At 67.1% G+C, this 23,800-nt stretch carries 14 protein-coding genes; 9 read left to right on the forward strand and 5 right to left on the reverse strand.

The genetic code is table 11. The features are described 5' to 3' along the window. The first annotated feature begins 34 nt into the window (after positions 1 to 34). The 5 genes from ACVFYP_RS21895 to glgX are packed head-to-tail and all read left to right on the forward strand — an operon-like array spanning position 35 to position 11,527. Positions 35 to 2,500 (forward strand): glycogen/starch/alpha-glucan phosphorylase, encoded by a 2,466-nt coding sequence (locus ACVFYP_RS21895; RefSeq protein ID WP_499202337.1) that lies wholly within the window; start codon positions 35 to 37, stop codon positions 2,498 to 2,500. 15 nt (positions 2,501 to 2,515) lie between these two features. Continuing rightward, positions 2,516 to 4,720, forward strand: a complete 2,205-nt coding sequence (glgB, locus tag ACVFYP_RS21900; RefSeq protein WP_499202338.1) for a 1,4-alpha-glucan branching protein GlgB — start codon at positions 2,516 to 2,518, stop codon at positions 4,718 to 4,720. Positions 4,721 to 4,735: 15 nt separating this feature from the next. Beyond that, on the forward strand, positions 4,736 to 6,007 hold the full coding sequence (glgC, locus tag ACVFYP_RS21905) for a glucose-1-phosphate adenylyltransferase (protein WP_499202339.1): 1,272 nt from the start codon (positions 4,736 to 4,738) through the stop codon (positions 6,005 to 6,007). Between the two features lie 2 nt (positions 6,008 to 6,009). Beyond that, complete coding sequence (gene glgA, locus ACVFYP_RS21910; RefSeq protein WP_499202554.1) at positions 6,010 to 7,452, forward strand: glycogen synthase GlgA; 1,443 nt, start codon at positions 6,010 to 6,012, stop codon at positions 7,450 to 7,452. Continuing rightward, positions 7,442 to 11,527, forward strand: a complete 4,086-nt coding sequence (glgX, locus tag ACVFYP_RS21915) for a glycogen debranching protein GlgX (protein WP_499202340.1) — start codon at positions 7,442 to 7,444, stop codon at positions 11,525 to 11,527. Before glgA ends, glgX begins: the two co-directional genes overlap by 11 nt. Before the next feature lie 39 nt (positions 11,528 to 11,566). Here glgX and ACVFYP_RS21920 read toward each other — a convergent pair whose 3' ends face one another. Further along, on the reverse strand, positions 11,567 to 12,220 hold the full coding sequence (locus ACVFYP_RS21920) for a hypothetical protein (RefSeq protein ID WP_499202341.1): 654 nt from the start codon (positions 12,218 to 12,220) through the stop codon (positions 11,567 to 11,569). Positions 12,221 to 12,410: 190 nt separating this feature from the next. Between ACVFYP_RS21920 and ACVFYP_RS21925 the strand changes: the two genes are divergently transcribed. The 4 genes from ACVFYP_RS21925 to ACVFYP_RS21940 all read left to right on the forward strand — a co-directional run bounded on the left by ACVFYP_RS21925 (position 12,411) and on the right by ACVFYP_RS21940 (position 17,406). Then, entirely contained in the window at positions 12,411 to 13,511 is a 1,101-nt protein-coding gene (locus tag ACVFYP_RS21925; RefSeq protein ID WP_499202342.1) for an alpha-hydroxy acid oxidase, read from the forward strand. Positions 13,512 to 13,648: 137 nt separating this feature from the next. Then, positions 13,649 to 15,649 carry a hypothetical protein gene (locus tag ACVFYP_RS21930; protein WP_499202343.1) on the forward strand — a complete coding sequence of 667 codons (2,001 nt, stop codon included), beginning with the start codon at positions 13,649 to 13,651 and terminating at the stop codon, positions 15,647 to 15,649. 120 nt (positions 15,650 to 15,769) lie between these two features. After that, complete coding sequence (locus ACVFYP_RS21935) at positions 15,770 to 16,489, forward strand: hypothetical protein (protein WP_499202344.1); 720 nt, start codon at positions 15,770 to 15,772, stop codon at positions 16,487 to 16,489. A gap of 236 nt (positions 16,490 to 16,725) precedes the next feature. Beyond that, positions 16,726 to 17,406: a hypothetical protein gene (locus ACVFYP_RS21940; protein ID WP_499202345.1), complete on the forward strand. Its 681-nt coding sequence runs from the start codon at positions 16,726 to 16,728 to the stop codon at positions 17,404 to 17,406. A gap of 21 nt (positions 17,407 to 17,427) precedes the next feature. Here the strand turns inward: ACVFYP_RS21940 and ACVFYP_RS21945 are convergent, their stop codons facing one another. The 4 genes from ACVFYP_RS21945 to ACVFYP_RS21960 form a co-directional block, all read right to left on the reverse strand. After that, positions 17,428 to 19,671: a glycosyltransferase gene (locus ACVFYP_RS21945; RefSeq protein WP_499202346.1), complete on the reverse strand. Its 2,244-nt coding sequence runs from the start codon at positions 19,669 to 19,671 to the stop codon at positions 17,428 to 17,430. Beyond that, positions 19,668 to 20,678, reverse strand: a complete 1,011-nt coding sequence (locus ACVFYP_RS21950; protein WP_499202347.1) for a hypothetical protein — start codon at positions 20,676 to 20,678, stop codon at positions 19,668 to 19,670. Before ACVFYP_RS21950 ends, ACVFYP_RS21945 begins: the two co-directional genes overlap by 4 nt. Positions 20,679 to 20,705: 27 nt before the next feature. After that, positions 20,706 to 20,954, reverse strand: a complete 249-nt coding sequence (locus tag ACVFYP_RS21955) for a hypothetical protein (protein WP_499202348.1) — start codon at positions 20,952 to 20,954, stop codon at positions 20,706 to 20,708. A 103-nt stretch (positions 20,955 to 21,057) separates the two neighbouring features. After that, a complete protein-coding gene (locus tag ACVFYP_RS21960; RefSeq protein WP_499202349.1) occupies positions 21,058 to 23,757 on the reverse strand; it encodes a glycosyltransferase in 2,700 nt (899 codons plus the stop codon). Between the last annotated feature and the right edge of the window lie 43 nt (positions 23,758 to 23,800).

A 23,800-nucleotide genomic window follows, 5' to 3' on the forward strand; every position in this document is an offset into this window, starting at 1 on the left:
GCCGTGCGCCCGCCAGCAAGGAGCCGATAGACCGATGGACACCCCGACGAGCACCGCCCCCCCCAATGCGAAGCTGGACGATGCGGCGGCGCTGCGTGAGACCATCCTCCACAAGCTGACCTACGACCTCGGCAAAAGCCGGCTCGGCGCGCGGGACCGCGACTGGTTCATCGCCACGGCGCTGGCGGTGCGCGACCGCATCGTCGATCGCTGGATCGACCTGACCCGCGCCACCTACCAGTCCGGCGCCAAGCAGGTCTATTATTTGAGCCTGGAGTTCCTGATCGGCCGGCTGCTGCGGGACAATGTCTGCAACCTCGGCTTGGTCGGCGCCATCCGCGACGCGCTGGAACCGCTGGGCGTGGACCCCGAGAAGCTGCGCATCGCGGAGCCCGATGCGGCGCTGGGCAATGGTGGCCTCGGCCGCCTCGCCGCCTGCTTCATGGAGAGCATGGCCTCCCTCGGCATCCCGGCCTTCGGCTATGGCATCCGCTACGACCACGGCCTGTTCCGCCAGATCATCCGCGACGGCTGGCAGCATGAATTCCCCGAGGACTGGCTGAACTTCGGCAATCCCTGGGAATTCGCCCGGCCCGAAATCTCCCACACCATCGGCTTCGGCGGCGTGGTGGAGGCGGTGAACATCTCCGAGGCCAGCGTCAAGCATGTCTGGAAGCCGGGCGAGACGGTGCAGGCGGTGGCCTATGACACGCCCATCGTCGGCTGGCGCGGCGCGCATGTGAACACGCTGCGGCTGTGGTCGGCGCGCGCTACCGATGCGCTGAAGCTGGAGGCCTTCAATTCGGGCGACCATATCGGCGCCCTGTCGGAGAAGGTGAGAGCGGAAAGCATCTCCAAGCTGCTCTATCCCTCCGACGAAAGCTCGGCGGGGCAGGAGCTGCGGCTGCGCCAGGAATACTTCTTCTCCTCCGCCGCGCTGCAGGACCTCGTGCGGCGGCACATGCGCGTCTATGGCGACATCCGATCCCTGCCCGACCGCGTCGCCATCCAGCTCAACGATACGCATCCGGCCATCGTCGTGGCGGAACTTTTGCGCATCCTGGTCGATCTACATGACATCGCATGGGATGAGGCCTGGGACATCACGCGCCGCACGATCAGCTATACGAACCACACGCTGCTGCCGGAAGCGCTGGAAAGCTGGCCGGTGCCGCTGATGGAACGTCTGCTGCCCCGCCACATGCAGCTGATCTACCTGATCAACGCCTTCCACCTGGATGAGGTGCGCGGCAAGAGGCCGGATGATGGCCGGCTGCTGTCCTCCGTCTCTCTGATCGAGGAAGGTCACGGGCGGCGCGTGCGCATGGGCCATCTGGCGGTGGTCGGCTCGCACAAGGTCAATGGCGTCTCGGCGCTGCATTCCGACCTGCTGAAGCAGACCGTCTTCGCCGACTTCCACCACCTGTTCCCTGGGCGGCTGACCAACAAGACCAATGGCATCACCTTCCGGCGCTGGCTGCAGCAGTGCAATCCGGGCCTGACGGGGCTGCTGGTGGAAGCCTGCGGGGCGGAGGTGCTGGACAACGCCCAGGCGCTGGAGAAGCTGCGGCCGCTGGCCGGCGATGCCGGCTTTCAGCAGAAATTCGCCGCGGTGAAGCGCGCGAACAAGCAGGCGCTGGCAGCGCTGGTGCGGGATCAGTACCAGCTGAAGATCGACCCCGATGCGATCTTCGACGTGCAGATCAAGCGCATCCATGAATACAAGCGCCAGCTTCTGAACGTCATCGAAGCCGTGGCCCTGTATGACGAGATCCGCAGCCAGCCGACGAAGAACTGGACGCCCCGCGTCAAGATCTTCGCCGGCAAGGCGGCCAGCAGCTATCATCGCGCCAAGCTCATCATCAAGCTGGCGCATGACGTGGCGCGCGTGGTGAACAGCGATCCCACCGTGCGCAATCTGCTCAAGGTGGTGTTCCTGCCGAACTACAACGTCTCGCTCGCCGAGATGATCGTGCCGGCCGCCGACCTGTCGGAGCAGATCAGCACCGCGGGCATGGAGGCTTCGGGCACCGGCAATATGAAGCTGGCGCTGAACGGCGCGCTGACCATCGGCACGCTGGATGGCGCCAATGTCGAGATCAAGGAACATGTCGGCGACGACAACATCTTCATCTTCGGCCTGACGACCGAGGAAGTGGCGAAGCATCGTGCCGAGGGCATCCAGGGCGAGGCCGCCATCGCCAAGTCGCGCCGCCTGAAGGAAGCGCTGGAGCAGATCGAGGCCGGTGTCTTCTCGCCGGACGACCCGACCCGCTACCGCGACCTCGTCGCCTCCCTCCGTGCGTCAGACTACTTCCTGGTGAGCGCGGATTTCGACAGCTACTACGACGCCCAGCGCAAGGTCGATGAGCGCTGGCGCGACCCAAAGGCGTGGTGGACATCCGCCGTGCTGAACACTGCCAATATGGCCTGGTTCTCCTCCGACCGCACCATCGCGGAATATGCGGATGAGATCTGGAACGTCCCCGTGAAACGATGAAGAGGTGAAGCGCCGATGATGGAAGCCTGGCGCATGCCACAGGCCGAGCTGGAGGCGCTGCGTAACGCCCGGCAGGGCGACCCCTTCGCCTGGCTCGGGCCACATCCGGTGAAGGGCGGGCTGGTGCTGCGCGCCTTCGTGCCGGATGCGACGCGGCTGGAGGTGCTGCCCGCCGCGGGCGGCCCGGCCCTGCCACTGGAACGGCGCGATGAGGACGGCATCTTCGAGGGCTTCCTGCCTGGCCGCGCCCTGCCCTTCGCCTATCGCCTGCGCGCCGCCAATGCAGGCGGCGTTTGGGAGGTGGAGGACCCCTTCCGCTTCGGCCCCACGCTCGGCCCGCTGGACGACCATCTGCTGGTCGAGGGCACACATCGCAAGCTGCATGAGCGCCTCGGCGCGCATGTGGTGCGGCACGAGGACATGCAAGGCACGCGCTTCGCGGTCTGGGCACCGAATGCGAAGCGGGTTTCCGTCGTCGGCGATTTCAATGCCTGGGACGGCCGCCGCCACCCGATGCGCAAGCGCGTCGACAGCGGGCTGTGGGAAATCTTCATCCCCGGCCTGGGCGCTGGCGCCGCCTATAAATACGAAATTCTCGGCGCCGATGGGCAGGTGCAGCCGCTGAAGGCAGACCCCTTCGGCCGCGCGGCGCAGCTTCGCCCCGCCACCGCCTCCGTCGTTTTGGGCGACGACGACTTCGCCTGGAAGGATGCGGGCTATCTCGCGCAGCGTGGCGCGAAGCAGTCCCCCCGCGCGCCGGTCTCGATCTATGAGGTGCATGCTCCGTCCTGGCGCCGCCATCCGGATGGGCGCTTCTATTCCTGGGACGACCTGATCGTCGCCCTGGTCCCCTATGTCGCCTGGATGGGCTTCACCCATATCGAGCTGATGCCGGTGATGGAGCATCCGCTGGATGAAAGCTGGGGCTACCAGCCGATCGGGCTGCACGCGCCAACCGCGCGGATGGGCGACCCGGCCGGTCTGAAGCGCTTCATCCAGGCCTGCCACGACCATGACCTCGGCGTGATCCTGGACTGGGTGCCGGCGCATTTCCCGCAGGACCGCCACGGGCTGATCCGCTTCGACGGCCATGCGCTGTATGAGCATCCGGACCCCAAGCGCGGCTTCCACAAGGGTTGGGGCACCGCGACCTTCGACTTCGGACGGCGGGAGGTGGCGGGCTTCCTCGCCTCCAACGCGCTGTACTGGACGCGGGAATTCCACGCCGACGGGCTGCGCGTCGATGCGGTCTCCACCATGGTGCATCTCGACCACGGCCGCGCCCCTGGCGACTGGGTGCCGAATGAGCAGGGCGGCACGGAGAACCACGAGGCCGTGGCCTTTCTGCGCCAGGTGAACGCCCTGGTGGCGGAGGAGACGCCGGGTGCGGCGGTCTATGCCGAGGAGGCGACCTCCTGGCCCGGCGTCACCCATCCGGCGGAGGATGGCGGGCTCGGCTTCCAGTTCAAATGGAACATGGGCTGGATGAACGACACGCTGCGCTACATCTCGCTCGATCCGCTGCATCGCCGCTGGCACCACAACCTGGTCACCTTCGGCATGATGTATGCCTTCTCCGAGAACTTCGTGCTGCCGCTGAGCCATGACGAGGTGGTGCATGGCAAGGGATCGCTGCTCGGGCGCTTGCCGGGCGATGACTGGCAGCGCTTCGCGACGCTCCGCGCCTATTTCGGCTTCATGTGGGGCCATCCCGGCAAGAAGCTGCTGTTCATGGGCGGGGAGATCGCCCAATGGCGCGAATGGTCGGAGGCGCGGGAGCTGGATTGGTGGCTGCTGCAATTCCCGCCGCATCAGGGCGCGCAGGTGCTGGTCCGGGAATTGAACCAGCTCTACCGCGATATTCCCGCCCTGCATGCGGGCGATGCGGATCACGAGGGCTTCCGCTGGATCGACGCGGATGACGCTGAAAACTCCGTGTTTTCCTGGCTGCGCATGGACGGCGCCGGCGGTCCGCCCGTCGCCGTGCTGTGCAACCTGACACCCGTTCCGAGGTTACATCATCGCTTCGGCCTGCCGCAGGCAGGTGTGTGGCGGGAAGTGCTGAACACCGATGCGACAGGCTTCGGTGGTTCCGGCATGGGCAATATGGGCCAGGTGGTGGCGGAAGACCTGCCGCTGCACGGCCAACCGGCCTCGGCCGTTGTGGTTCTGCCCCCGCTTGCCACCATCTACCTGATGCTGGAGCGTATTGAGGAATGACAGAGGGAGAAGACCATGCCGAACAGCCGTAGCCAGGCCTCCGCGCCGCTGGCCCGCACCGCCATGGCCTTCGTGCTCGCAGGTGGTCGCGGGTCCCGGCTCATGGAATTGACCGACCGCCGGGCCAAGCCGGCGGTGTTCTTCGGCGGCAAGTCGCGGATCATCGACTTCGCGCTGTCCAACGCCATCAATTCCGGCATCCGCCGCATCGGCGTGGCGACGCAGTACAAGGCGCATAGTCTGATCCGCCACCTGCAACGCGGCTGGAACTTCATGCGGCAGGAGCGGAACGAGAGCTTCGACATCCTGCCCGCCAGCCAGCGCGGCGACGGCCAGAACTGGTATCTCGGCACGGCGGATGCCGTGTACCAGAACATCGACATCATCGAGGATCTGGCGCCGCGCCACATGGTCATCCTGGCGGGAGACCACGTCTACAAGCAGGATTACGAATACATGCTGCAGCAGCATGTGGAATCCGGCGCCGATGTGACGGTGGGCTGCATCGCCGTGCCGCGGATGGAGGCGACGGCCTTCGGCGTGATGCATGTCGACAAGAATGCCCGCATCGTCGACTTCCTGGAAAAGCCCAAGGACCCGCCCGGCATTCCGGGCCGCGAGGACCTCGCCCTGGCCTCCATGGGCATCTATGTCTTCGAGACGAAGTTCCTGTTCGATCAGCTGCGCCGCGACGCCGCTGATCCGGACAGCCAGCGCGACTTCGGCCACAACATCATCCCCTACCTGGTCAAGCACGGTAAGGCGGTGGCGCATCGCTTCGAACGCTCCTGCGTCCGTTCCTCGGCGGAAGCCACGCCCTATTGGCGCGATGCCGGCACCATCGATGCCTATTGGGAAGCCAATATCGACCTCACGGATGTGGTGCCGGAGCTCGACCTGTTCGATCGCGACTGGCCAATCTGGACCCATGCGGAGGTCGTGCCGCCAGCGAAGTTCGTGCATGACGCGGATGGGCGGCGGGGGGAGGCGATTTCCTCCCTCGTCTCCGGCGGCTGCATCGTCTCCGGCGGCATGGCGCGGCGCTCCCTGCTCTGCACCGGCGTGCATATGCACTCCTTCACCAAGGTGGAAGGTGGCGTGCTGCTGCCCTATGTCGATGTGGCGCGCGGTGCGCGGCTGACCAATGTGGTGGTCGATCGCGGCGTGCGAATTCCCGAGGGCATGGTGATCGGCGAAGACCCGATCGAGGACGCGAAGCGCTTCCGCCGCAGTGAGAAGGGCATCTGCCTGGTCACGCAGGCCATGCTGGACAAGCTGACGGCATGAGCCTGCGCGTTCTCTCCGTCGCCTCCGAATGCGTGCCACTGGTGAAGACCGGCGGTCTCGCCGATGTGGTCGGCGCGCTGCCGACCGCGCTGGCGGCGGAGGGGGTTCGCGTGACCACGTTGCTGCCGGGCTATCCCGCGGTGATGGCGGCGCTGGGCAATGGCCGGGCGCTGCGGCGGATCGACGACCTGTTCGGCGGGCCGGCGCGGCTGCAACGCGGCGAGGTGGCGGGGATGGACATCATCGCCATCGACGCGCCGCACCTCTTCGCCCGTCCGGGCAACCCCTATCTCTCACCGCAGGGTGGCGAATGGGCGGATAATGGCGTGCGCTTCGCGGCGCTGGGTGCCGTCGCCGCGCTGGTCGCCACGGGCGGCATCCGCAATCTGAACTTCGATCTGGTGCATGCGCATGATTGGCAGGCGGGCCTCGCCCCGGCCTATCTGCGCTTCGCGGCGAAGCGCGTGCCCAGCGTCTTCACCGTCCACAACCTCGCCTTCCAGGGCAAATTCCCGCTGGCGCTGTTCCCGCTATTGGGCCTGCCGCCGCAGGCGCTGTCGGTGGAGGGGGTTGAGTATTTCGGCACCACCGGCTTCCTGAAGGCCGGGCTCTGGTATGCCGATCGCATCACCACCGTCTCTGCCACCTATGCCGCCGAGATCCGCACGCCGGAGATGGGCATGGGCCTGGATGGGCTGCTGCGTGGCCGCGCGGAGATCGTCTCCGGCATCTTGAACGGCATCGACGAGACAGCCTGGGACCCTTCGAAGGACCGGCTGCTGCCGGCCAATTTCAGCGCCACCGATGCAAAGCCGCGCGCCGTGAACAAGGCCGCGCTGCAACGCCGGCTGGGGCTGGAGGAGGATCCGGAGGCGCTGCTGTTCGGCTTCGTCGGCCGGTTGACCTGGCAGAAGGGCGTGGACCTGGTGCTGGGCGCGCTGGGCACCATGCTGGGCCAGGGCGCGCAGCTTGCCATCCTCGGCACCGGCGATGCCGAGCTGGAACATGCGGCGCGCGGCGCCGCCTGGGCCAATCCCGGGCGGGTCGGGCATGAGATCGGTTATGACGAGGCCCTCGCGCGACAGATCTACGGCGGCGCCGATGTGGTGCTGGTGCCGAGCCGCTTCGAGCCCTGCGGCCTCGCCCAGCTCTGCGCGCTGCGCTACGGCGCGCTGCCGCTGGTCGCCCATGTCGGCGGGCTGTCGGACAGCGTGATCGACGCCAATGAGATGGCGCTGGCCGAAGGCCAGGGCACCGGCGTGCATTTCTCCCCAGTGAGTCAGGAAATGCTCCAGGCCGCCGTGCTGCGCATGGCGGCGCTGTGGCGCGATCGGCCGCTGTTCCAGAAGCTGCAAGCCAATGCGCTGCGCTGCGACGTATCCTGGCGCCGTTCCGCCAGCCGTTACGCCGCGCTGTATCGCGACGCCGTGGCGCATGCGGGCTGAGGCGGGCGCCGGGCGGGCGGAACCGCTCGGCGCCACGCTGGATGCGGAGGGGGCGAACTTTGCCTTTCCGGCACCAGGGGCCGAGGCTGTTTTCCTGTGCCTGTTCGACGTCACGGATCGGGAGCTGGCGCGGATCCGTCTGCCCGGTCGAACCGGCGATGTGCATCATGGCCATGTCACGGGCCTGACCGAGGGCACGCGCTACGGGCTGCGCGTCGAGGGAGGTTTCGAGCCCTGGCACGGCCATCGCTTCAACATGCACAAACTGCTGGTCGATCCCTGGGCGCGCGCGCTCGATCGACCCTTCGCGCTGCATCCGGCGCTGTTCGACACCGGCGATGCGCCGAACGATACGGACAGCGCGCCCTTCCTGCCCAAGGCGATCCTGACCGCCCCCCTGCCCCCAGCGCCCGGCCGCGCGCCCTCAGGTCCGCAGGTGATCTACGAGCTGCATGTGAAGGGCTTCTCTCGCCTGAACCCGGCGGTGCCGGAGGCGCTGCGCGGCACCTTCGCCGGCCTCGGCCATGCAGCCAGCATCGCGCATCTGAAGCGCCTCGGCGTGACCACGGTGGAGTTGCTGCCGGCGGCCGCCTGGGTGGATGAGCGGCATCTGCCGCCGCTCGGGCTGAGCAATTACTGGGGCTACAATCCCGTCGCTCTGCTCGCCCCCGACCCGCGCCTGGCACCCGGCGGCATGGCGGAGGTGCGGGCCGCCATCGCGGCGCTGCATGAGGCCGGCATCGCCGTGGTGCAGGATGTGGTCTTCAACCATACCGGCGAATGCGACGAGCTCGGCCCGACCCTGTCGCTGAAGGGCCTCGGCAATGCCACCTTCCACCGGCTGATCCCCGGCGATGCGCGGCGCTATGTGAACGATGCCGGCACCGGCAACACCCTGGCGCTGGACCGGCCCTGGCCGCTGCGGCTGGTGATGGATGCCTTCCGGCATTGGGCGGAACAGGCGGGGCTGGACGGCTTCCGGCTCGACCTCGCCACCACCCTGGCCCGGCGCGATGCCGGCTTCGATGCCAATGCGCCGCTGATCCAGGCGATGCGGCAGGACCCGGTGCTGCGCGAATTGCTTATCATCGCGGAGCCCTGGGATATCGGCTCCGACGGTTACCAGCTCGGCCGCTTCCCGCCCGGCTGGGGCGAATGGAATGACCGCTTTCGCGATGATGTCCGGCGGTTCTGGCGCGGCGACAGCGGGCGAGTGGGCGCCCTGGCGGCAAGGCTGGCGGGCTCGGCAGACATCTTTCCAGGCCGCGCCCTGTCCGACAGCGTGAACTATGTGACGGCGCATGATGGCTTCACCCTCGCTGACCTCGTAAGCTTCAGCGGCAAGCAGAATCACGCCAATGGCGAGGACAACCGGGACGGCACCACGGACAATATGTCCTGGAACAATGGGGTGGAGGGGCCGAGCGAAGACCCCGCCATTCGCGCCCGCCGCCAAAGCGATATCCGCGCCTTGCTGGCGACGCTGCTGCTGGCGCGTGGCACGCCGATGCTGGCCATGGGCGACGAGGCCGGGCGCAGCCAGAACGGCAACAACAACGCCTATGCACAGGACAATGCGATCGGCTGGTTCGACTGGGCCAGCGCCGATCAGGGGCTGATCGACTTTGCCGCAAAGCTGATCGCGGCCCGCAAGTCGCATCCCGCTTTGCATGACGCCGAGCCGCTGACCGGTGCGGCATTGGCGGATGGACTGCCCGATGTGGCCTGGCTGCGTCCCGATGGCGCCGCGATGGCCGAAGGCGACTGGCACGATCCTGAGAACCGCGCGCTGCTGGCCCTGCTGTACAAGGCGGGTGACCGCTGCCTGCTGGCGCTGAATGCCGGCGCGGCCCAGCCCCTGGCCCTGCCCGCGCCGCGCCGCGGCCATCGCTGGACCCTGCTGGCCGACAGCGCTGATCCAGCTCGGAAAGACCTGCCGACCGAATTGCCCGCGCGCGCCGTGCTGCTGCTGGGCGAGGAACGGGCCGCGCCACAGGGCGTGGACGATGCGGCGCTGCTCAGCCGCCTCGCCAGCGCCGCCGGCATCGACACGCATTGGTATGCGATCTCCGGCGAGCGGACGGAGGTGCCGGCCACCACCTTGCGCGGATTGCTGGAGGCGCTGGGCCTGCCGGCGCGCAATGCCGCGGCGATCCGCGACAGCCTGGCGACGCTCTCCAGCATCCCGCCGCTGCCGGGCGCTGTCAGCCATCGCGGCACGGCGCCCGTGCTGCTGCCGATGCCGCTGGCCGATCGTCCGGTGATGCTGCGCATCGCCTGCGAGGATGGCAGCACCCAGAGGCTGGCCATCCCGCCGGAAGCCGGCACGACGGAACGGCTGTTGCTGCCGGATGGCCGCAGGGTCGCGCGCCGATTGGTCGCCCTGCCCATCCTGCCGATTGGCCGCCACCTGATCTTCGACGAGGCGGCGCCAGAGGCCGCCTGCCACCTCGCCATCGCTCCCACCACCTGCCATCTGCCACCCATCCTGGCGGGCGGCGGCCGGGTTTTTGGCGTTGCGGCGCAGATCTATGGGCTGCGAGGGACGCAGGACCAGGGTATCGGGGATTTCTCGGCAGTGGCCGAATATGCCCGCATGGCGCAGGACCAGGGCGCGGCCTTTTTGGGGCTCAGCCCGCCGCATGCGCTGTTCCCCACGGACCGCAGCCGCGCCAGCCCCTACCACCCCTCCGACCGTCGCTTCCTCGACCCGATTTTTGTGGATGTCATGGCGCTGCCGGTGCTGGCCGACCACGACGCGGTGCGCGCGGCACTGGTGGCGGCGGAGCCGGTGTTCCAGCGCCTGTCGCGGCGGGATTCGGTGGATCACGACGCCGTCTGGCAGGCCAAGCGCGCGGTGCTGCGCGCGGCCTGGGACGCCTTGCCGAAGGACCACCCGGCCTTCGCCGCTTTCCGGCAGGAAGGTGGCCTGGCGCTGGACCAGTTCTGCGCCTTCGCCGCCTTGGCCGAGCAGATCGGCCATAGCGATTCGCGCCGCTGGCCCGAGGGGTTGCGCCATGGCGATGATGCCGGCCTCACCGACTTCCGGGCAAAGGCCAGCGATGCCATCGGCTTCGCCGCCTTCCAGCAATGGCTGGCCGATGCGCAATTGGCCGAGGCCGGGCGCGCCGGCGCCGGTCTGTACCGCGACCTCGCCGTGGGCGCCGCGCCCGATGGCGCCGAGATCTGGTCCGGCGACAGCCGCTTCCTGCCCGGCTTCTCGGTGGGTGCGCCGCCCGACCCCTTCGCCGCAGAGGGCCAGGTCTGGGGCCTGCCGCCGCCCGATCCGCGCCATGGCGCCGCGGAGGGTCACGCCCCCTTCGCGCGCCTGATCCGCGCCAATATGCGCCACGCCGCCGCGCTGCGCGTGGATCATGTGCTGGGGATGCGCCGCCTGTTCCTGGTGCCGGAGGGTGCCAAGGGGTCGGAGGGCACCTACCTTGCCCAGCCCTTCGAGGCGCTGCTCGGCCAACTGGCCCTGGAAAGCCACCATGCGGGCTGTCTGGTGGTCGGAGAGGATCTCGGCACCGTGCCGCCCGGGATCGGGGAGGCGCTGCGCGCCGCCGATGTGCTGTCCTATCGCGTGCTGTGGTTCGAGCGGCAGGGCACCGCCTTCACCCCGCCCGAGGCCTGGCCCGCCCGCGCCGCCGCCTGCGTCTCGACCCACGATCTGGCCACGCTGGCCGGGTTCTGGATCGGCGCCGATCTGGCGGAGCGCGAATCGCTCGGCCTGCTGGTGGACGCCGAAGCCGCCCGCGCCGAACGCGCCGCCGACCGCGCCGCGCTGCTGGAGGCACTGGCGCAGCAGGACCTGCTGCCGGAGGGTGCGACCGCCGATGGTCCGCTGGACGACGCCCTGGCCGCCGCCATCCATGCCCTGGTGGCCCTGACCTCCTCCGCTTTGCTGCTGGTGCAGGCCGAGGATCTGGCCGGGGAGACGGAGGCGGTGAACCTGCCCGGCACGGACCGGGAGCGTCCCAACTGGCGCCGCCGTTTGCCGTTGGCGGCCGACGCGCTGGCCGCCCTGCCCCGCGCGCAGGCCATCCTGGCGACGTTGCGACAGGGCCGCGCCTGAGGATCGGAAGCGGCGGAGGAGCCGCCTGGGCCGCGTCGCTCAGTCGAGCAGTTCGAGCGCGTCGATCGAGCCCAGGCAATCAAGGAAGCGGAAGCCAAAGCTGACGCTGCGCGGCGGGGTGGCGTCGATCCGGTAGACGGCCACATCCACCGGAACCTCGACCGGCCAGGGCGGCTGGAAGGGGAGGTTCCGCTCGGCCTCGTAGCCCTCGCCGAACACGGCGGTGACGTCAGCAAGCGTGATGCAGCCGAAGCGCTCGCTCGACAGCGCCATGGTGATCTGGCTGCCGCGCAGGGAACGTCCCGTCTCAGGCTTCAGGATGATCCGCACGGAGGTGATCGGCGTGTCCGGCCGCCTGGGACGGAGCGTGACGAATTCCGGTGAGGTTGGCCGGTACCGGCCGCTGCGCTCGGTGATCGACAGCGCAAGCGCCTGCGCCACACGATCAGGGTCGAATGCATCGGCGCGCGACAGCAGCGCGCGAAAATCCTGAAGAGCAGCACGGGCGGCTCTTTCGCCTTCCGCGCCGCGATTCGGAGCGGATTGCCGGGTCTGCTGGACGCTTTCCTGCCGGCCCTCCCAGATCAGAACGGGTGGCTGCTTGGCACACCCCGGCAAGGCCCCGCCGAGAACAAGACCGACGAAAAGGGCGGTCCAGCCGCCCTGGCCCCCGGCACGCCAACCCATCATCATGCGATTCGCCCTTCGCTGCGCCCGGGATCCGCACCGGCACCCGCCGCAGGATGCATGGCCCAGCCGCCATGTCACGACCGGCGCACCGGCCTGGCACGGGACCCCCCACCTCCCTGCCCGCACCGTGGCAGGGGGTAGGCCCCGCCCGCCTGACGGGGCAGACTGCGCCATCAATTCCAAGGGGTGGGAAATGTCGACCGAAGGCCAGGAACGCTTCCAGACGCTGCATGAGCTGGTGAAGGCCGCCAAGATACGGCTGAACGCCAATATCTGGGATTATCTGGTCGGCGCGACCGAGACCGAGACCACCATGATGCGCAACCGCGCATCCCTGGACGCCTGGGCCTTCCGGCCCCGCGTGCTGCGCGATGTCAGCAAGGTGGACAGCAGCGGCGACTTCCTGGGCAAGCGCCGCATCCGGCTGCCGGTGGCGCTGGCGCCGGTGGGCTCGCTCGATTCCTTCGATCCGGGTGGGGCGGCAACCGCGGGCCGCGCGGCGGCGGAATTCGGCGTGCCGATCATCGTCTCCTCCGTCACGGAGCCGGGGCTGGAAGGCTCCGCCCAGGCCAATCCGGACGGCGCCAAGGTGTTCCAGCTTTACGTGCGCGGCGGGCCGGACTTCATCGATGACCATATCCGCCGTGCCATGGATGCCGGCTACGACGCCTTCGCCATCACCGTCGACACCGCCCATTACAGCCGCCGCGAGCGCGACATCGCCAAGCGCTTCGTCAAGCACTGGCGCGCCCGCTCCTCCGGCATGAACTACCAGGCCGCGCTGTCCTGGGCCGATATCGCGCGGGTGCGGGAGAAGCATCCGGGCGTCACCCTGATCCTGAAGGGCATCGGCACCGGGGAGGATGCGGCGATCGCGGTCCAGCACGGGATCGAGGTGGTCTATGTCTCGAATCATGGCGGCCGCCAGCTCGACCACGGGCGCGGCTCATTGGCCGTGCTGCCGGAGGTGGTGGAAGCCGTGAGCGGCCGCGCCCGCGTCTGGATGGATGGCGGCGTCACCCGGGGCAGCGACCTGGTGAAGGCGGTGGCGTTGGGGGCGGAGATGGTGGGGCTCGGCCGGCTCTACTGCTACGGCCTGGCCGCGGCGGGGCAGGACGGCGTGCGACGGGTGCTCGAATTGCTGGAGGATGAGGTGCAGACCTGCCTCGGCCTGCTTGGTGCCAACAGCTTCGCGGCGGTGGAGAAATCCATGCTGCATCCGGTGGCGCCGGTGGTGATGCCGCATGTGCATTCGGCCTTCCCCCTGCTGGCGGAGCCGCTGCGCGGCTATTGAAACGTCAAGCCGACGTCCCTTGCCGCGCCAGCGAGCGGGGTGGAATACTTACCCACCACCCCGTCATGCCGAGGCAAGACCGGTGCCGGACATGCCCGGCATCGAAAGCTCCGACGGGCCTGACTGAATGAGGACCCGTGACCGTCCAACGCCTTTTCCTGCGCCATGCCTGCCTTGCCGTGGCGCTGCTGACGGGCACGGGACTCGCCGAGGCGCAGCCGCGTGGGCGACCGCCCGCCGCCGCCACGCCCGCTTTGCCCCTGCCACCACCCGCCGCCCCTGAGCGGGACGATTCAACTCCAACCCTAAGCCCAACCCCGGCGGCCCGGCCTCTGTCCGCGGCAGGACCGGCCTTGCTGCGGCGGATGGGTCTGGCGGAGCTTGGGCTGGCGGAGGGTCTCGGCTTCGACAAGGCGGGTCGCGAACTGACCTTCCCCCTGCCGCGCGGGGTCGCGGGCCTCAACGCCCGGCTCGCCTTCGCCATCGACCTCGCCGCCCCCTTCCCCGGCCGTCACGCGGTGGAGCTGCGCCTGCAGGGCCAGGTGCTGGCCAGCCGCCCCTTCCCCGAGGGCGAAACCCGCCTGCTGCTGGATCTGCCCCTGCCGGAGGCGGCCCTGGCGGGGCCGGAGGACGGCCTGACGCTGGAGCTGCGGCTGTTGAGCGAGGCGCCGGAGGCGCCGGCCAGCGCCACGCTGCGGCCCGAAAGCCATCTGGTGCTGCTGCTGCCGCGGGCGGCAGAGTTGTCCGTCGCCGCGCTGTTTCGCCTGCTGCCACCCGAGACCCAGGTGCTTCTGCGCCCCGGCCCGATCAGCCCCGAGGAAGCCGCCGCCGCGTTGCGCATCGGCCTCGCCTTGGCGGCGACGGGGCGCGAGGCGCGGATCAGCAGCGCACCGCCCGGTCCCAGCCGCGCTGTGGCTGATGGCAGCCGGATCTGGTCGCGTGGCATCGTGATGATTGGCGGCGGGGCGGAGGCGGCGATGGTCCGCCAGGTGGATGGCCTGCCCGTGCTGACCCTGGGGGGCGCGGAGCCGGAGCGGCTGGCGCGGCTGCTGGACAGCCCCTGGCGCGACCTGGCCCTGGCCCCTGCTTTGGCAGGCGGTGCGGCCTTTGAAGTAGGTGCCGACCCGGCCGGCCCCACGACCCTGCCCTTCAGCCGTCTGCGCGGCAGCCTCGCACCGCAGGATCAGCCACGGGCGAGCTGGGAGCTGAGCTTCGCCAGCCGCGACCTGCCGCCCGGCCGGCGGCCCGAGGCGCTGGAGATGGAGCTGCATGCCACACCGGCCGCGGGCGGCAGCCCGGGCGTCGCCACGCTTCTGCTCAACGGGGTGGTGCTGGGCGCGGTGACGCTCGGGGCCGATGGCGCGGGCCGACTGGCGCTTCCCGTGCCACCCGGGCTGCTGGCGGCGGAGAACCGCATACGTGTGGTGCTGCAACAGGCCGCCGGCGGCGGGCTCGCACAACTGCTGCCCTCCAGCCTGATCCGCCTCGGCCCCGCCGGCCCGCCGCAGGACTTCCTGGGGCTCGCGGCCGCCTTCGGGGCGGGGGTCGAGGTGGTGGTGGATGCGCCGGGCGGGGCCTTGGTGGCGGAGGGGCTGAATCCGCTGCTCTGGGTGCTGCGCGCCCTGGTACCGGCCGGGGCGCCGCTGCGTGTGACACTGGCCGTGCCCGGCACGCCGGCCAGCCCGACCGGCCCCTTCCTGGCCGCGACCATGGAGCCGCCCGCCGGCAGCGACCCGGTGCTGCGTTTCGATGCGGGCCGGGTGCTGCTGTCCAACCGTGCAGGCCGGCCGCTGCTGGATCTGGCCGGGCTGGCGCAGGTGCTGGCGGCGCAGATCGTCACTTCCGAGGGGCATCCCGGCCTGTGGCTGCGGCCGCTGGGCCCCTTGCCCCCGCTTCCGGCGCCGGCGCCGCGGCTGGACCAGGGGGATGTCGCCCTGCTGGATGGGCAGGGCCTGGTGCTCGCCTGGTCCAGCGCGCCCACGCCACCGCTGCGCATCGCCTATCCGGAAGCCCCTGCCGCGACCGTGGCACCGATGGCGCTGCTGATGGCCTGGCGTCGTTGGATCGTCGGCGCCGCCTGGCTCGCGGGATTGCTGCTGGTGATTTATGCCTTCCTCAAGCCGCGCCGGGATGCCTGACACGAGAGTGGCTGTGGCATTATCAGGTCGATCGGCGAGGCGGGGGCTGGACGCAGGCTTCCCCCGGCGATCATAGGGTGGCGGCGGTCCTTCCGGTCCGCCTGATCGGAGAACGGTATCTTGGGCGCGATGGAGAACGATCTGGGGACGGATGCGCAGGGACCGGCGCAGCTCATCTTCGTCCACCTGCCAAAGACCGGCGGCTTCGCCCTGCATGCGGCGCTGGAGCGTGGCCTGCCCGAGGGCAGCGTGCTGCGCATCGGCGATTCGGAGGCGCAGGAGGCCTTCCGCGCCATGAGCCCGGAACAGGTCGCGCCCTATGCCATGGTCAGCGGCCACTTCACCTTCGAGGAAGCGATGGCCCGCGCCCGTTCCGGCGCCCGCTTCGCCACCCTGCTGCGCGACCCGGTGGCGCGGCTGCTCTCCGCCTTCAACTACATGTCGACCTGGGAAGAGCACCCCCTGCATGAGAGCTTCCGCAGCCGGGGCTTCGCCGAGTTCATCGCGGATTCGGGCCAGGAACTGGCGGCGGAGGCGTGCCTGCAACTGACCGGCCGGGCGACGGCGGCGGAGGCAATTCCGATCCTGGAGACGTATTACGCCCTGGTCGGGACCACGGCGCGGGTGCCGGAGGTTTCCATCAAGCTGCATGAATGGCTGCACCTGCCACCGCAGCGGCCGGAGCGGGAAAATGTGACCGCCGGCCAGGGCAAGGTGACCCTGACCAGTGAGACCTGTGAGCAGTTGCTGGAACTGACGCGGGAGGATCGGCTGCTGTTCCAGCACATCGCGGACAAGCATGACGGATTGATGATCCATCGCGCCTTTGCCCAGGGATAAGTATTGGCAGGTCTCGCGACGACGCGATGCGTCTCGAAAATTGCCTGGGAGCAAATAGATCTAGCTGCATCGCCGCGTTCGTTTCCGGGGAAACGTCTCTTATACAGATATCACCCGCCAGCTTCGACCGCCGCTTCAATGCTGCGGTTGCGGGGCCGCCGAGATCGATCCAGGATGGGTATGCCGCACAGCAGCATGAGCTGTGCTGGGGCATGGCTGCATGAAGGATCGCATCATTGCACGACACTCCGAGCCAGCCGGCCGATGAGCCCGCGCCGCTGGCCAGTGCGAAGCCGATGGCCTCGCTCGGTGAGCCTCATCTTTTCGAGGGGGAGCGCGAACTGTTCGACGCCACCTTGAAGTCGGGCCGGCAGCACTATCAGGAATTCGGCATGGGCGGGTCCACGCTGCAGGCCGTGCAGGGTGGCTTCAAGCGGATCGTGGCGGTCGATACCAGTGCCGCATGGGTGGAGGCCGCTCGCCAGCATCCCGGCATCGTGCCTGAACTGGCCCGGGGCCGCGTCCAATTGCTGCACGCCGATATCGGCCCGGTCGGTGACTGGGGCCGGCCGACCAATCCGACGCCGGATCATCAGTGGTCTAACTATCTACGCGCGCCCTGGGAGGCCTGGGCCCGAATGAAGCGTCTGCCGGACCTGGTCTATGTGGATGGCCGGTTTCGTGTGGCTTGCTGCCTCTCCACCGCGCTCGTCGTCGGACGCAGCCCAGCAGTCTCACGGCGGCTGCGACTGATGCTGCATGACGTTAGCAGCAACCGGCCCGAATATGACGTCGTGCTGAAAGCCTTTGATGTCTGCGAGAGGGTCAACAGGCTTTGCGTGATGCGGCTGAAGCCCCGGCAGGATCCGGCATGGCTGATGTCGACGTTGCTCGAGGCGCAGTTCGATCCGCGCTGAGCCAGGCGCCGACGCCGGGCGTCAGTCCTTCCTGTAGCGCATATAGCGCTCATTCAACTCACGCACGAAGCGCAGGCCGCGTTGCAGACGCGGATCATCCGGCAGCGCCTCCTCCACCTGCGCCAGCAGGGGATCGATGCGCGCCAGGGTCTGGCGCAGCGCCTCGTTCTCGACCTCAAGCTGATGGTTGCGCGCAGCTAGGCCGCTGCGGTCCTGGCGCGCCTGGGCCAGTTCCTGGCCCAGGTTGCGGCGCGCGCCTTCCAGCTCCACGCCCTTCCAGAACAGGCCCTGGGCCAGGCGCAGGAAAGGTTTCACCTCCGGCGGCGCGACCTCCAGATAGACTTCGGCGGCGCGGGCCATGGCGCCGGAACGGTCCCGCTTGCGCCAACCGTCGCCCCAACCGCCCTCCCCGGTTCGGTACCAGATCAATGCCTCCGGCACGACATCCATCTTCAGGCCGCGCGACCAGGCCTTGGCGAAGAAGCGCCAATCCTCCGCATGGTTGAAGCGGCCATCCACGACGAAGCCACCGATCGCCAGAAAGCGGTCGCGGCGGACGAAGCAGTTGAGGTCGCCATAGCTGTTGAGGATCAGCCCGAGGGGGCCGAAATCGCCAAAGACGACGAAGCGCTTCAGCGCCTCCTCCGCCATAGCTGGCGGGGCCGGTGTGCTGAACTGATCGTTGAAGCAAGTCAGCAGATCGGCGCCACCCTGCTGGGCGGCGCGAACGAAGGTCTCGACCTCCTGCGGCTTGGGGACATTGTCGTCGTCCATGAACAGCAGGTATTCGCCGGCGGCCGCGGCGGCGCCCGCATTGCGCGCCGCAGGCTCATAGAGGTTCTCCGGCATGCGCATGACCCGCAGATTGGGCCGGCCCTCCGCCTCCAGCGCATCGAGGCTGGCCCGGGCTTCGGGTGAGCGGCTGCCATTGTCGACGACAATGACCTCCATCCGCGGATAGTCCTGCTGATCAAGGCCCGCGATGGCCTGGGCCAGTTCCACGGGGCGCTCAAAATGCAGCACGATGACGCTGACCATCGGCTTGCGGCGGCTGGGTTGGGCGGGTTGGCGGCGGCGTTCCGCGACCTCCTTCCCCAGCGCGTTATGCAGATCGCGAAAATCCTGTTCGGCCTGCGCGATGGCGGGCGCGGGCTGCGCTGGCTGGACTCCAGGCTTGGCCAGAACCGCCAGCAAGCGGGTGGCGAGGCCGGCCGGTGTCGGGGCGAAGAGTGTCTCCGCCTGGGATTCCGTCGCAATCAGCTCAGCAATGCCGCCAACATCGGAGGAGATGAAGGGCACCCGGTGGGAAAGGCATTCCAGCACGGTATAGGGCGAATTGTCGGTCAGCGCCGCCAGCACGGCGAGCCGGCCGGGTTGCGCGAGGTAGTCATTCGCCTGGAAGGTGTCGAGATCGGAGAGTATCTGCACCGGCCGTTGCCAGCGCTGCCCGCGCGCCTGCACCAGATCCGCCGGATAGGCTCCGCCAGTCTTGCCCAGGAAGGTGATGGTGACGTCCGCGGGCAGCCGGTCCCGGATGCGGTCGATCGCGTCGCAGAACAGCAGCAGACCCTTGCGCGGCTCGATGCGCCCGAAGAAGACGATTTCCCGCACCGGCGCCGACGCGGCGGGCCGCATCACTGCGTCCTGACGTCGCGGCATCAGGTTGGGAATGACGTGTCGCCGCGCTGGCAGGACGAAACCGTTCTCGCTCAGCCAATCCAGCATGTAGTGGCTAGGACTCAGGACCAGGTCACACAGCTCGATCAGCCGCCGCTCCATGCGATCCCGGACCATGTGGGACAGGTCATCGACGGGCGCCAGGTTGGCGATGCGTGACCAGAGCGTGGGGGAGTGGGTGGTCACCGCCAGCAGAGTATTGGCCAGGCAAAGGCCCTGGGAACGGGCGAGCGCGGTGAAATAGCCAGCCCCGATATAATCGACGAAGTGGATCAGATCGAAATCCGTATCCCGTAACTGGCGATAGACATGATAGGAGCGGGCAATATTGTCTTCGTCCTGGATGCCCGGCGTCCGATGCACCGGGGGGCGGCTATCCGCCTCCAGGTACAGCAGGGTGACACCATATCCGCGGTAGAAGGCCTCCCACTGCGCGCGGGTGCCATTCTCAAAATAGGTCGAGGTGTAGAACAGCGTGACGTCATGGCCCTCGGACGCCAGGAACTGGGCGAGGGCCGTACAGGCGGTGCCGACACCCCCATTGCGAATGGGGCCGACGATGTCAGGCGACGCAATACATATCTTCAAATTTCGGCGTCCGGCTCCGGTCCAGCGGTCAGGGGCTGCAGGGCCAGCGGGCGACCGATTGCCCAAGGGCTGTGCAACAGCTCGATCGAAGTATCCCGGATTCGCACCGAAAGGTCCACCTGCCGGGCCTCTGGCATGTAGACCGGCTCCGGCAGGCGGTATTCGAAGCCGCAGCGCCCTTCCGCCAGGCCTGGGCCGCTATGCGGCAGGTCGGCCCGCGTGGCGCCCTGGTGCCGACCGTTCATGTAGATGTCGAGCATCACATGGCGGGACGGCAGATTGGGGTTGCGTGCCCAGCCGGTGAGCTCCCGTTCCGAAGCGTATTCCACCGCACCGACATAGATCGGCTGGAGCGGCATGGCATCCAGCAGCACCAGGCCTTCCGGATCTCGTCGGAACAGCTCGATCAGAATGTCCTCATAGATCAGGGCGTGCGGCGGGTGGATCAGGGAGAAAGTCTGGACGACGACACCCTCCCCCTCGACCGGGATGATCCGCATCTCGCCGAGCAGGCGGCCATCGCCATGCACCACCAGTTCCACCGGCGCCCGATCCGGCGTCGCCCGGATCTGCAGGAGGCCGGAGACATGCTCCATATCCGCCCGGCTGATCTGGGCATGCAGCAAGCCGGTGGCCTCGGCTGACGGCTGCACGCGGATGTTGCGGGACAGGCAGAAGCGTCCTGCGGAGAGCGGCGCGTGCAGCGCCATTTCCAGCGGCGGCTCATCGGCCAGGGTGACGCGGACCTTGTTGGACGCCAGCGTTTCGATGGTGAGGGGCAGCGGCACCGTCTGTTCGGCCGGAAAAGCGATATGCTGTTCGCGCCCCCAACGGCCGCCACGCAGCGTGTTCACGGCAAGCACGCCCCGCGCTGGGGCGGGTCGGATGTGCAGCAGCACGTCCTCGCCGCGCCGGACGTCGATGCTTTCGTGGAACTTCGCGGCGTCCGGCAGGATCAGGAGATCGTGGCGGCCCTTCGCGGACGAGGACAAGGCTTGTGACGTCATGGGCTGCTCCGGAAAGGGCCTGTGGGATCAGTGGGTGTAAGATTCGACGATGACGCAAATCTGTTTGACGATTTCCATCGGCTCACCGACGGGATGAATATCCTCTTCGAAGAAAAAGAGCGCCCGAATATCATCCTGGCGACCATCAAACTCTGCCTTTGCGCCATAAGACCGAAAGGCATATCGATGTGACGGGTGTCGAGCAGATAGCGCGTCAACGCTGGCTGTCATGTCGCCGCCGAAATCCATCCGCGGCATGCCGCTCAGCTGTGCCATGCAAAACTTCTCGCCTATGAACTTCGGCTTTGCAGCCAGACTTTCGTCATCGGCAGACAAAACAGTCTCTCTAGCTGAGTTATGCCGGAGCATTACTGCATAATCACTTCGACATAACTTCATCAGCCGTCCCGGCCAATGTAACGCCTGCGCCCCTAAGTCGCAAGAGATGCGTCTCGTGGCTAAAATTCTTGGCAACGTACCGCCAAGCCTTCTGAACCTGCGCTTCGTAGGCGATCTCGTCCGCGTGAAGGCGCCGCGCTAACTCAATAGCTGTGTGAGGCTCGGCATACAGGACTGAATCGGCGAAAAGCGGCTTATAAGTCTCGGGAAGGATCACCGGCACGCCGACGGCCATGGCTTCGATGATCGTTCTGCCGAAGGATTCAACCCAGTCGGGGTGGGTGAAATAAATAAAGACATCAAGTTGAGCCAGAAACACGGCGGGGGCCAGGCTGCCGAACTCATACACTGTCCAATTGCCTGGTATCTGACCGATCAGAGCCAAGGGAGACGTTGCGCCACCAAGCACATGGACTTCGACATCGTCCGACGCGGGATAGGCGGCGAGCACCTCCTCTTTCGTGCCGGGCCACTTGACGAATGCGTCACGTGAATGCCGGCCTATGCGAAGACGATCCGAAGGTCCGCGCCGGCGTCGCCCACGGCTCCAGCCTTCGATATCAATGATATTAAACCAATCCTGATCGGCCAGTTTGATGTGATGCAGCTCATCCGCATGGTGCTGGTGCAGCGTTTCTCGCACCAGAGGTCCGATCGGATACCAGGCGGCGGATTTCCCAAAATACTGAAGGAGATTCTGCGCTGCCTCTTTGAAGGTGAAACGCACATCGCCCGCCCCAGAATACTCGCTCATCGGCGTCTGATTGATGATCACCTTGATTTCCTTCGCGACCACTCGCGGCAGAAACCTTTGGTATTCCTGAAGCACCGGGGGATAGCGAATAATCAGCAGGTCGCAGGAAATATTCTCACCGAAAACCACTACGTCGAGGTCACTGACATCCATCACCTCATCAAAGACCGTGAGGAAAGAGGTTTTTGTGTCGAAATCATATCGGTACATTTGCATCACAGCCGTTTTAACGCCGCTACGGCGCTGGCAAATCACCTCCTCGATACAGGAACGTGTGCTGCCGCCGAGCATGCGGAAGTCGGAAGCGATGACAACATCGAAATGGCGGGGCTCGGCCAGCTTGGCGCGCCCCGGAAGCATGGGATAGGGCGCGGGAAACGGGCGCCTGGCTGAATCCTTGTCGTACCTTCTGCGCTTCGAGCGAGCATGCCTCAAAGAATATGCTTCCGAATAGGCATAGCGGGCACCGAAATGCGAACCATCGATGCCGAAGAACTCATCGCCAACCAGGCTCGTTTCCGAAATTCGCTGAAATGAGAGCGGCCCGGTGGACATTTCCCGGAGGGCGTTGGCACCAAGTGCGGCAGCGATCCGCTTGAGCATTTCCGTGTCCGCGCCGAAACGGACCTCATCCCAATAGCCAAATTTGTCCCGAAGCGCCTGGGTTCTGAACATGAAGGACGAGCTATTGAGATGCGTGATATATCCCTCGCCATTCATGCGCGTGAAGGCCAGGTCGTTCGTGGCGCGCGCCTGCTGGGACGTGCAACCAAAGGCCCCCGGCGTCTCCATAAGGAAGCGAATCTGCTTTTCCAATTTGATGGGATGCGACCAGTCATCGGCATCGTGAATAGTTGTATATGATCCGGTGGCAAGATCGAGGCCGAGATTACGGGCGACGTAAGCGCCAGAATTCCTCGGCAGCGACACAAATCTGATACGTGGATCAGCCTCCGCAAAACCCGCGACAACCTCGGCCGAGTTGTCGGTGCTGCAGTCGTCAATGACGAGGATTTCGATATTCTGCCAGGTCTGTTGCAGAAGCGATCGTAGTGCCGTGGGAAGTGTTGCCGCGGCATTGTACGATGCCAGAAGAATGGAAACCTTCGGACCCTCATGCCGCGAAAGCTTCGTGAGCTGGGCGGCCGCCTCCAGTCGATCATACCGGCCGAGTCCGGCCTCCTGCCTCAAGGCAATTGCCGGTATGGAACGGGCTGCCAGCGCGGCATTTATGAAGGCGATCCTGGAAGCTTCGTCCTCAACAAAATTCGAATGCGCGAGCTGGATATCCGGAAAGAGCGCCTCACGTCCCGCCGCCAGGGGCAGCAGCGCCATGCCCTGTTCCCGCTGGCCCAGCTGATAGTGACAAAGACTCTCAATCGACAATGCCCGCATGAAGTCATTGTCGGTTTGGGCATGGGATCGCGCTATACTGGCATAGCGCAATGCCTCGCCATAGCCGTCCGGAGATCGCAGCCGGTAATTCCAGAGTGCCAGTTCCCGCGCCGCGAAGAATTTTGTGAAGGGCTCGAAGTCCCCTTCGATCAGCTCCCTGAATTCGGCGATTGGGCGATCCAGAAAACCGCAGGAAAGGAGCTTCTTGGCAATATCGGCGACCGTCCGCTTGGCACGGTCCCGCACCCTCTCCAGATCCTCGACCCTTTGCAGCCGCCCCTCCGCCTCACCAACCAGGATATAGTGGATCAGCGGATTAAGGCCGCTCTTCGCCACGTCGGCATAGCGGCTCAGGTAGAAAGATGTATCGAAACCGTTACGGGGCTTGCGGCCCATGAGGGAACCATAGCGGACGTAATGCTCGACAGCGTCCATCCCGACCATTTCGACGTCGGGATATGTTGCCGCATACCATTTAGGATGCAGTTGCCGGGCTGCCTTGATCAGCCGCACCTGCTCCTCAATGTCCATTCATTCCCCCACGGCAGCAACCAAAAGCAAAAAATGGAGCTCA

This window comes from Roseomonas sp. F4, assembly GCF_053891155.1.

Bases quoted from the DNA above. Each gene is read 5' to 3' on its own strand.
- ACVFYP_RS21895 (WP_499202337.1), top strand. From the start codon at position 35: ATGGACACCCCGACGAGCACCGCCCCCCCCAATGCGAAGCTGGACGAT.
- glgB (WP_499202338.1), top strand. From the start codon at position 2,516: ATGATGGAAGCCTGGCGCATGCCACAGGCCGAGCTGGAGGCGCTGCGT.
- glgC (WP_499202339.1), top strand. From the start codon at position 4,736: ATGCCGAACAGCCGTAGCCAGGCCTCCGCGCCGCTGGCCCGCACCGCC.
- glgX (WP_499202340.1), top strand. From the start codon at position 7,442: ATGCGGGCTGAGGCGGGCGCCGGGCGGGCGGAACCGCTCGGCGCCACG.
- ACVFYP_RS21920 (WP_499202341.1), bottom strand. From the start codon at position 12,220: ATGATGATGGGTTGGCGTGCCGGGGGCCAGGGCGGCTGGACCGCCCTT.
- ACVFYP_RS21925 (WP_499202342.1), top strand. From the start codon at position 12,411: ATGTCGACCGAAGGCCAGGAACGCTTCCAGACGCTGCATGAGCTGGTG.
- ACVFYP_RS21950 (WP_499202347.1), bottom strand. From the start codon at position 20,678: ATGACGTCACAAGCCTTGTCCTCGTCCGCGAAGGGCCGCCACGATCTC.
- ACVFYP_RS21955 (WP_499202348.1), bottom strand. From the start codon at position 20,954: ATGGCACAGCTGAGCGGCATGCCGCGGATGGATTTCGGCGGCGACATG.
- ACVFYP_RS21960 (WP_499202349.1), bottom strand. From the start codon at position 23,757: ATGGACATTGAGGAGCAGGTGCGGCTGATCAAGGCAGCCCGGCAACTG.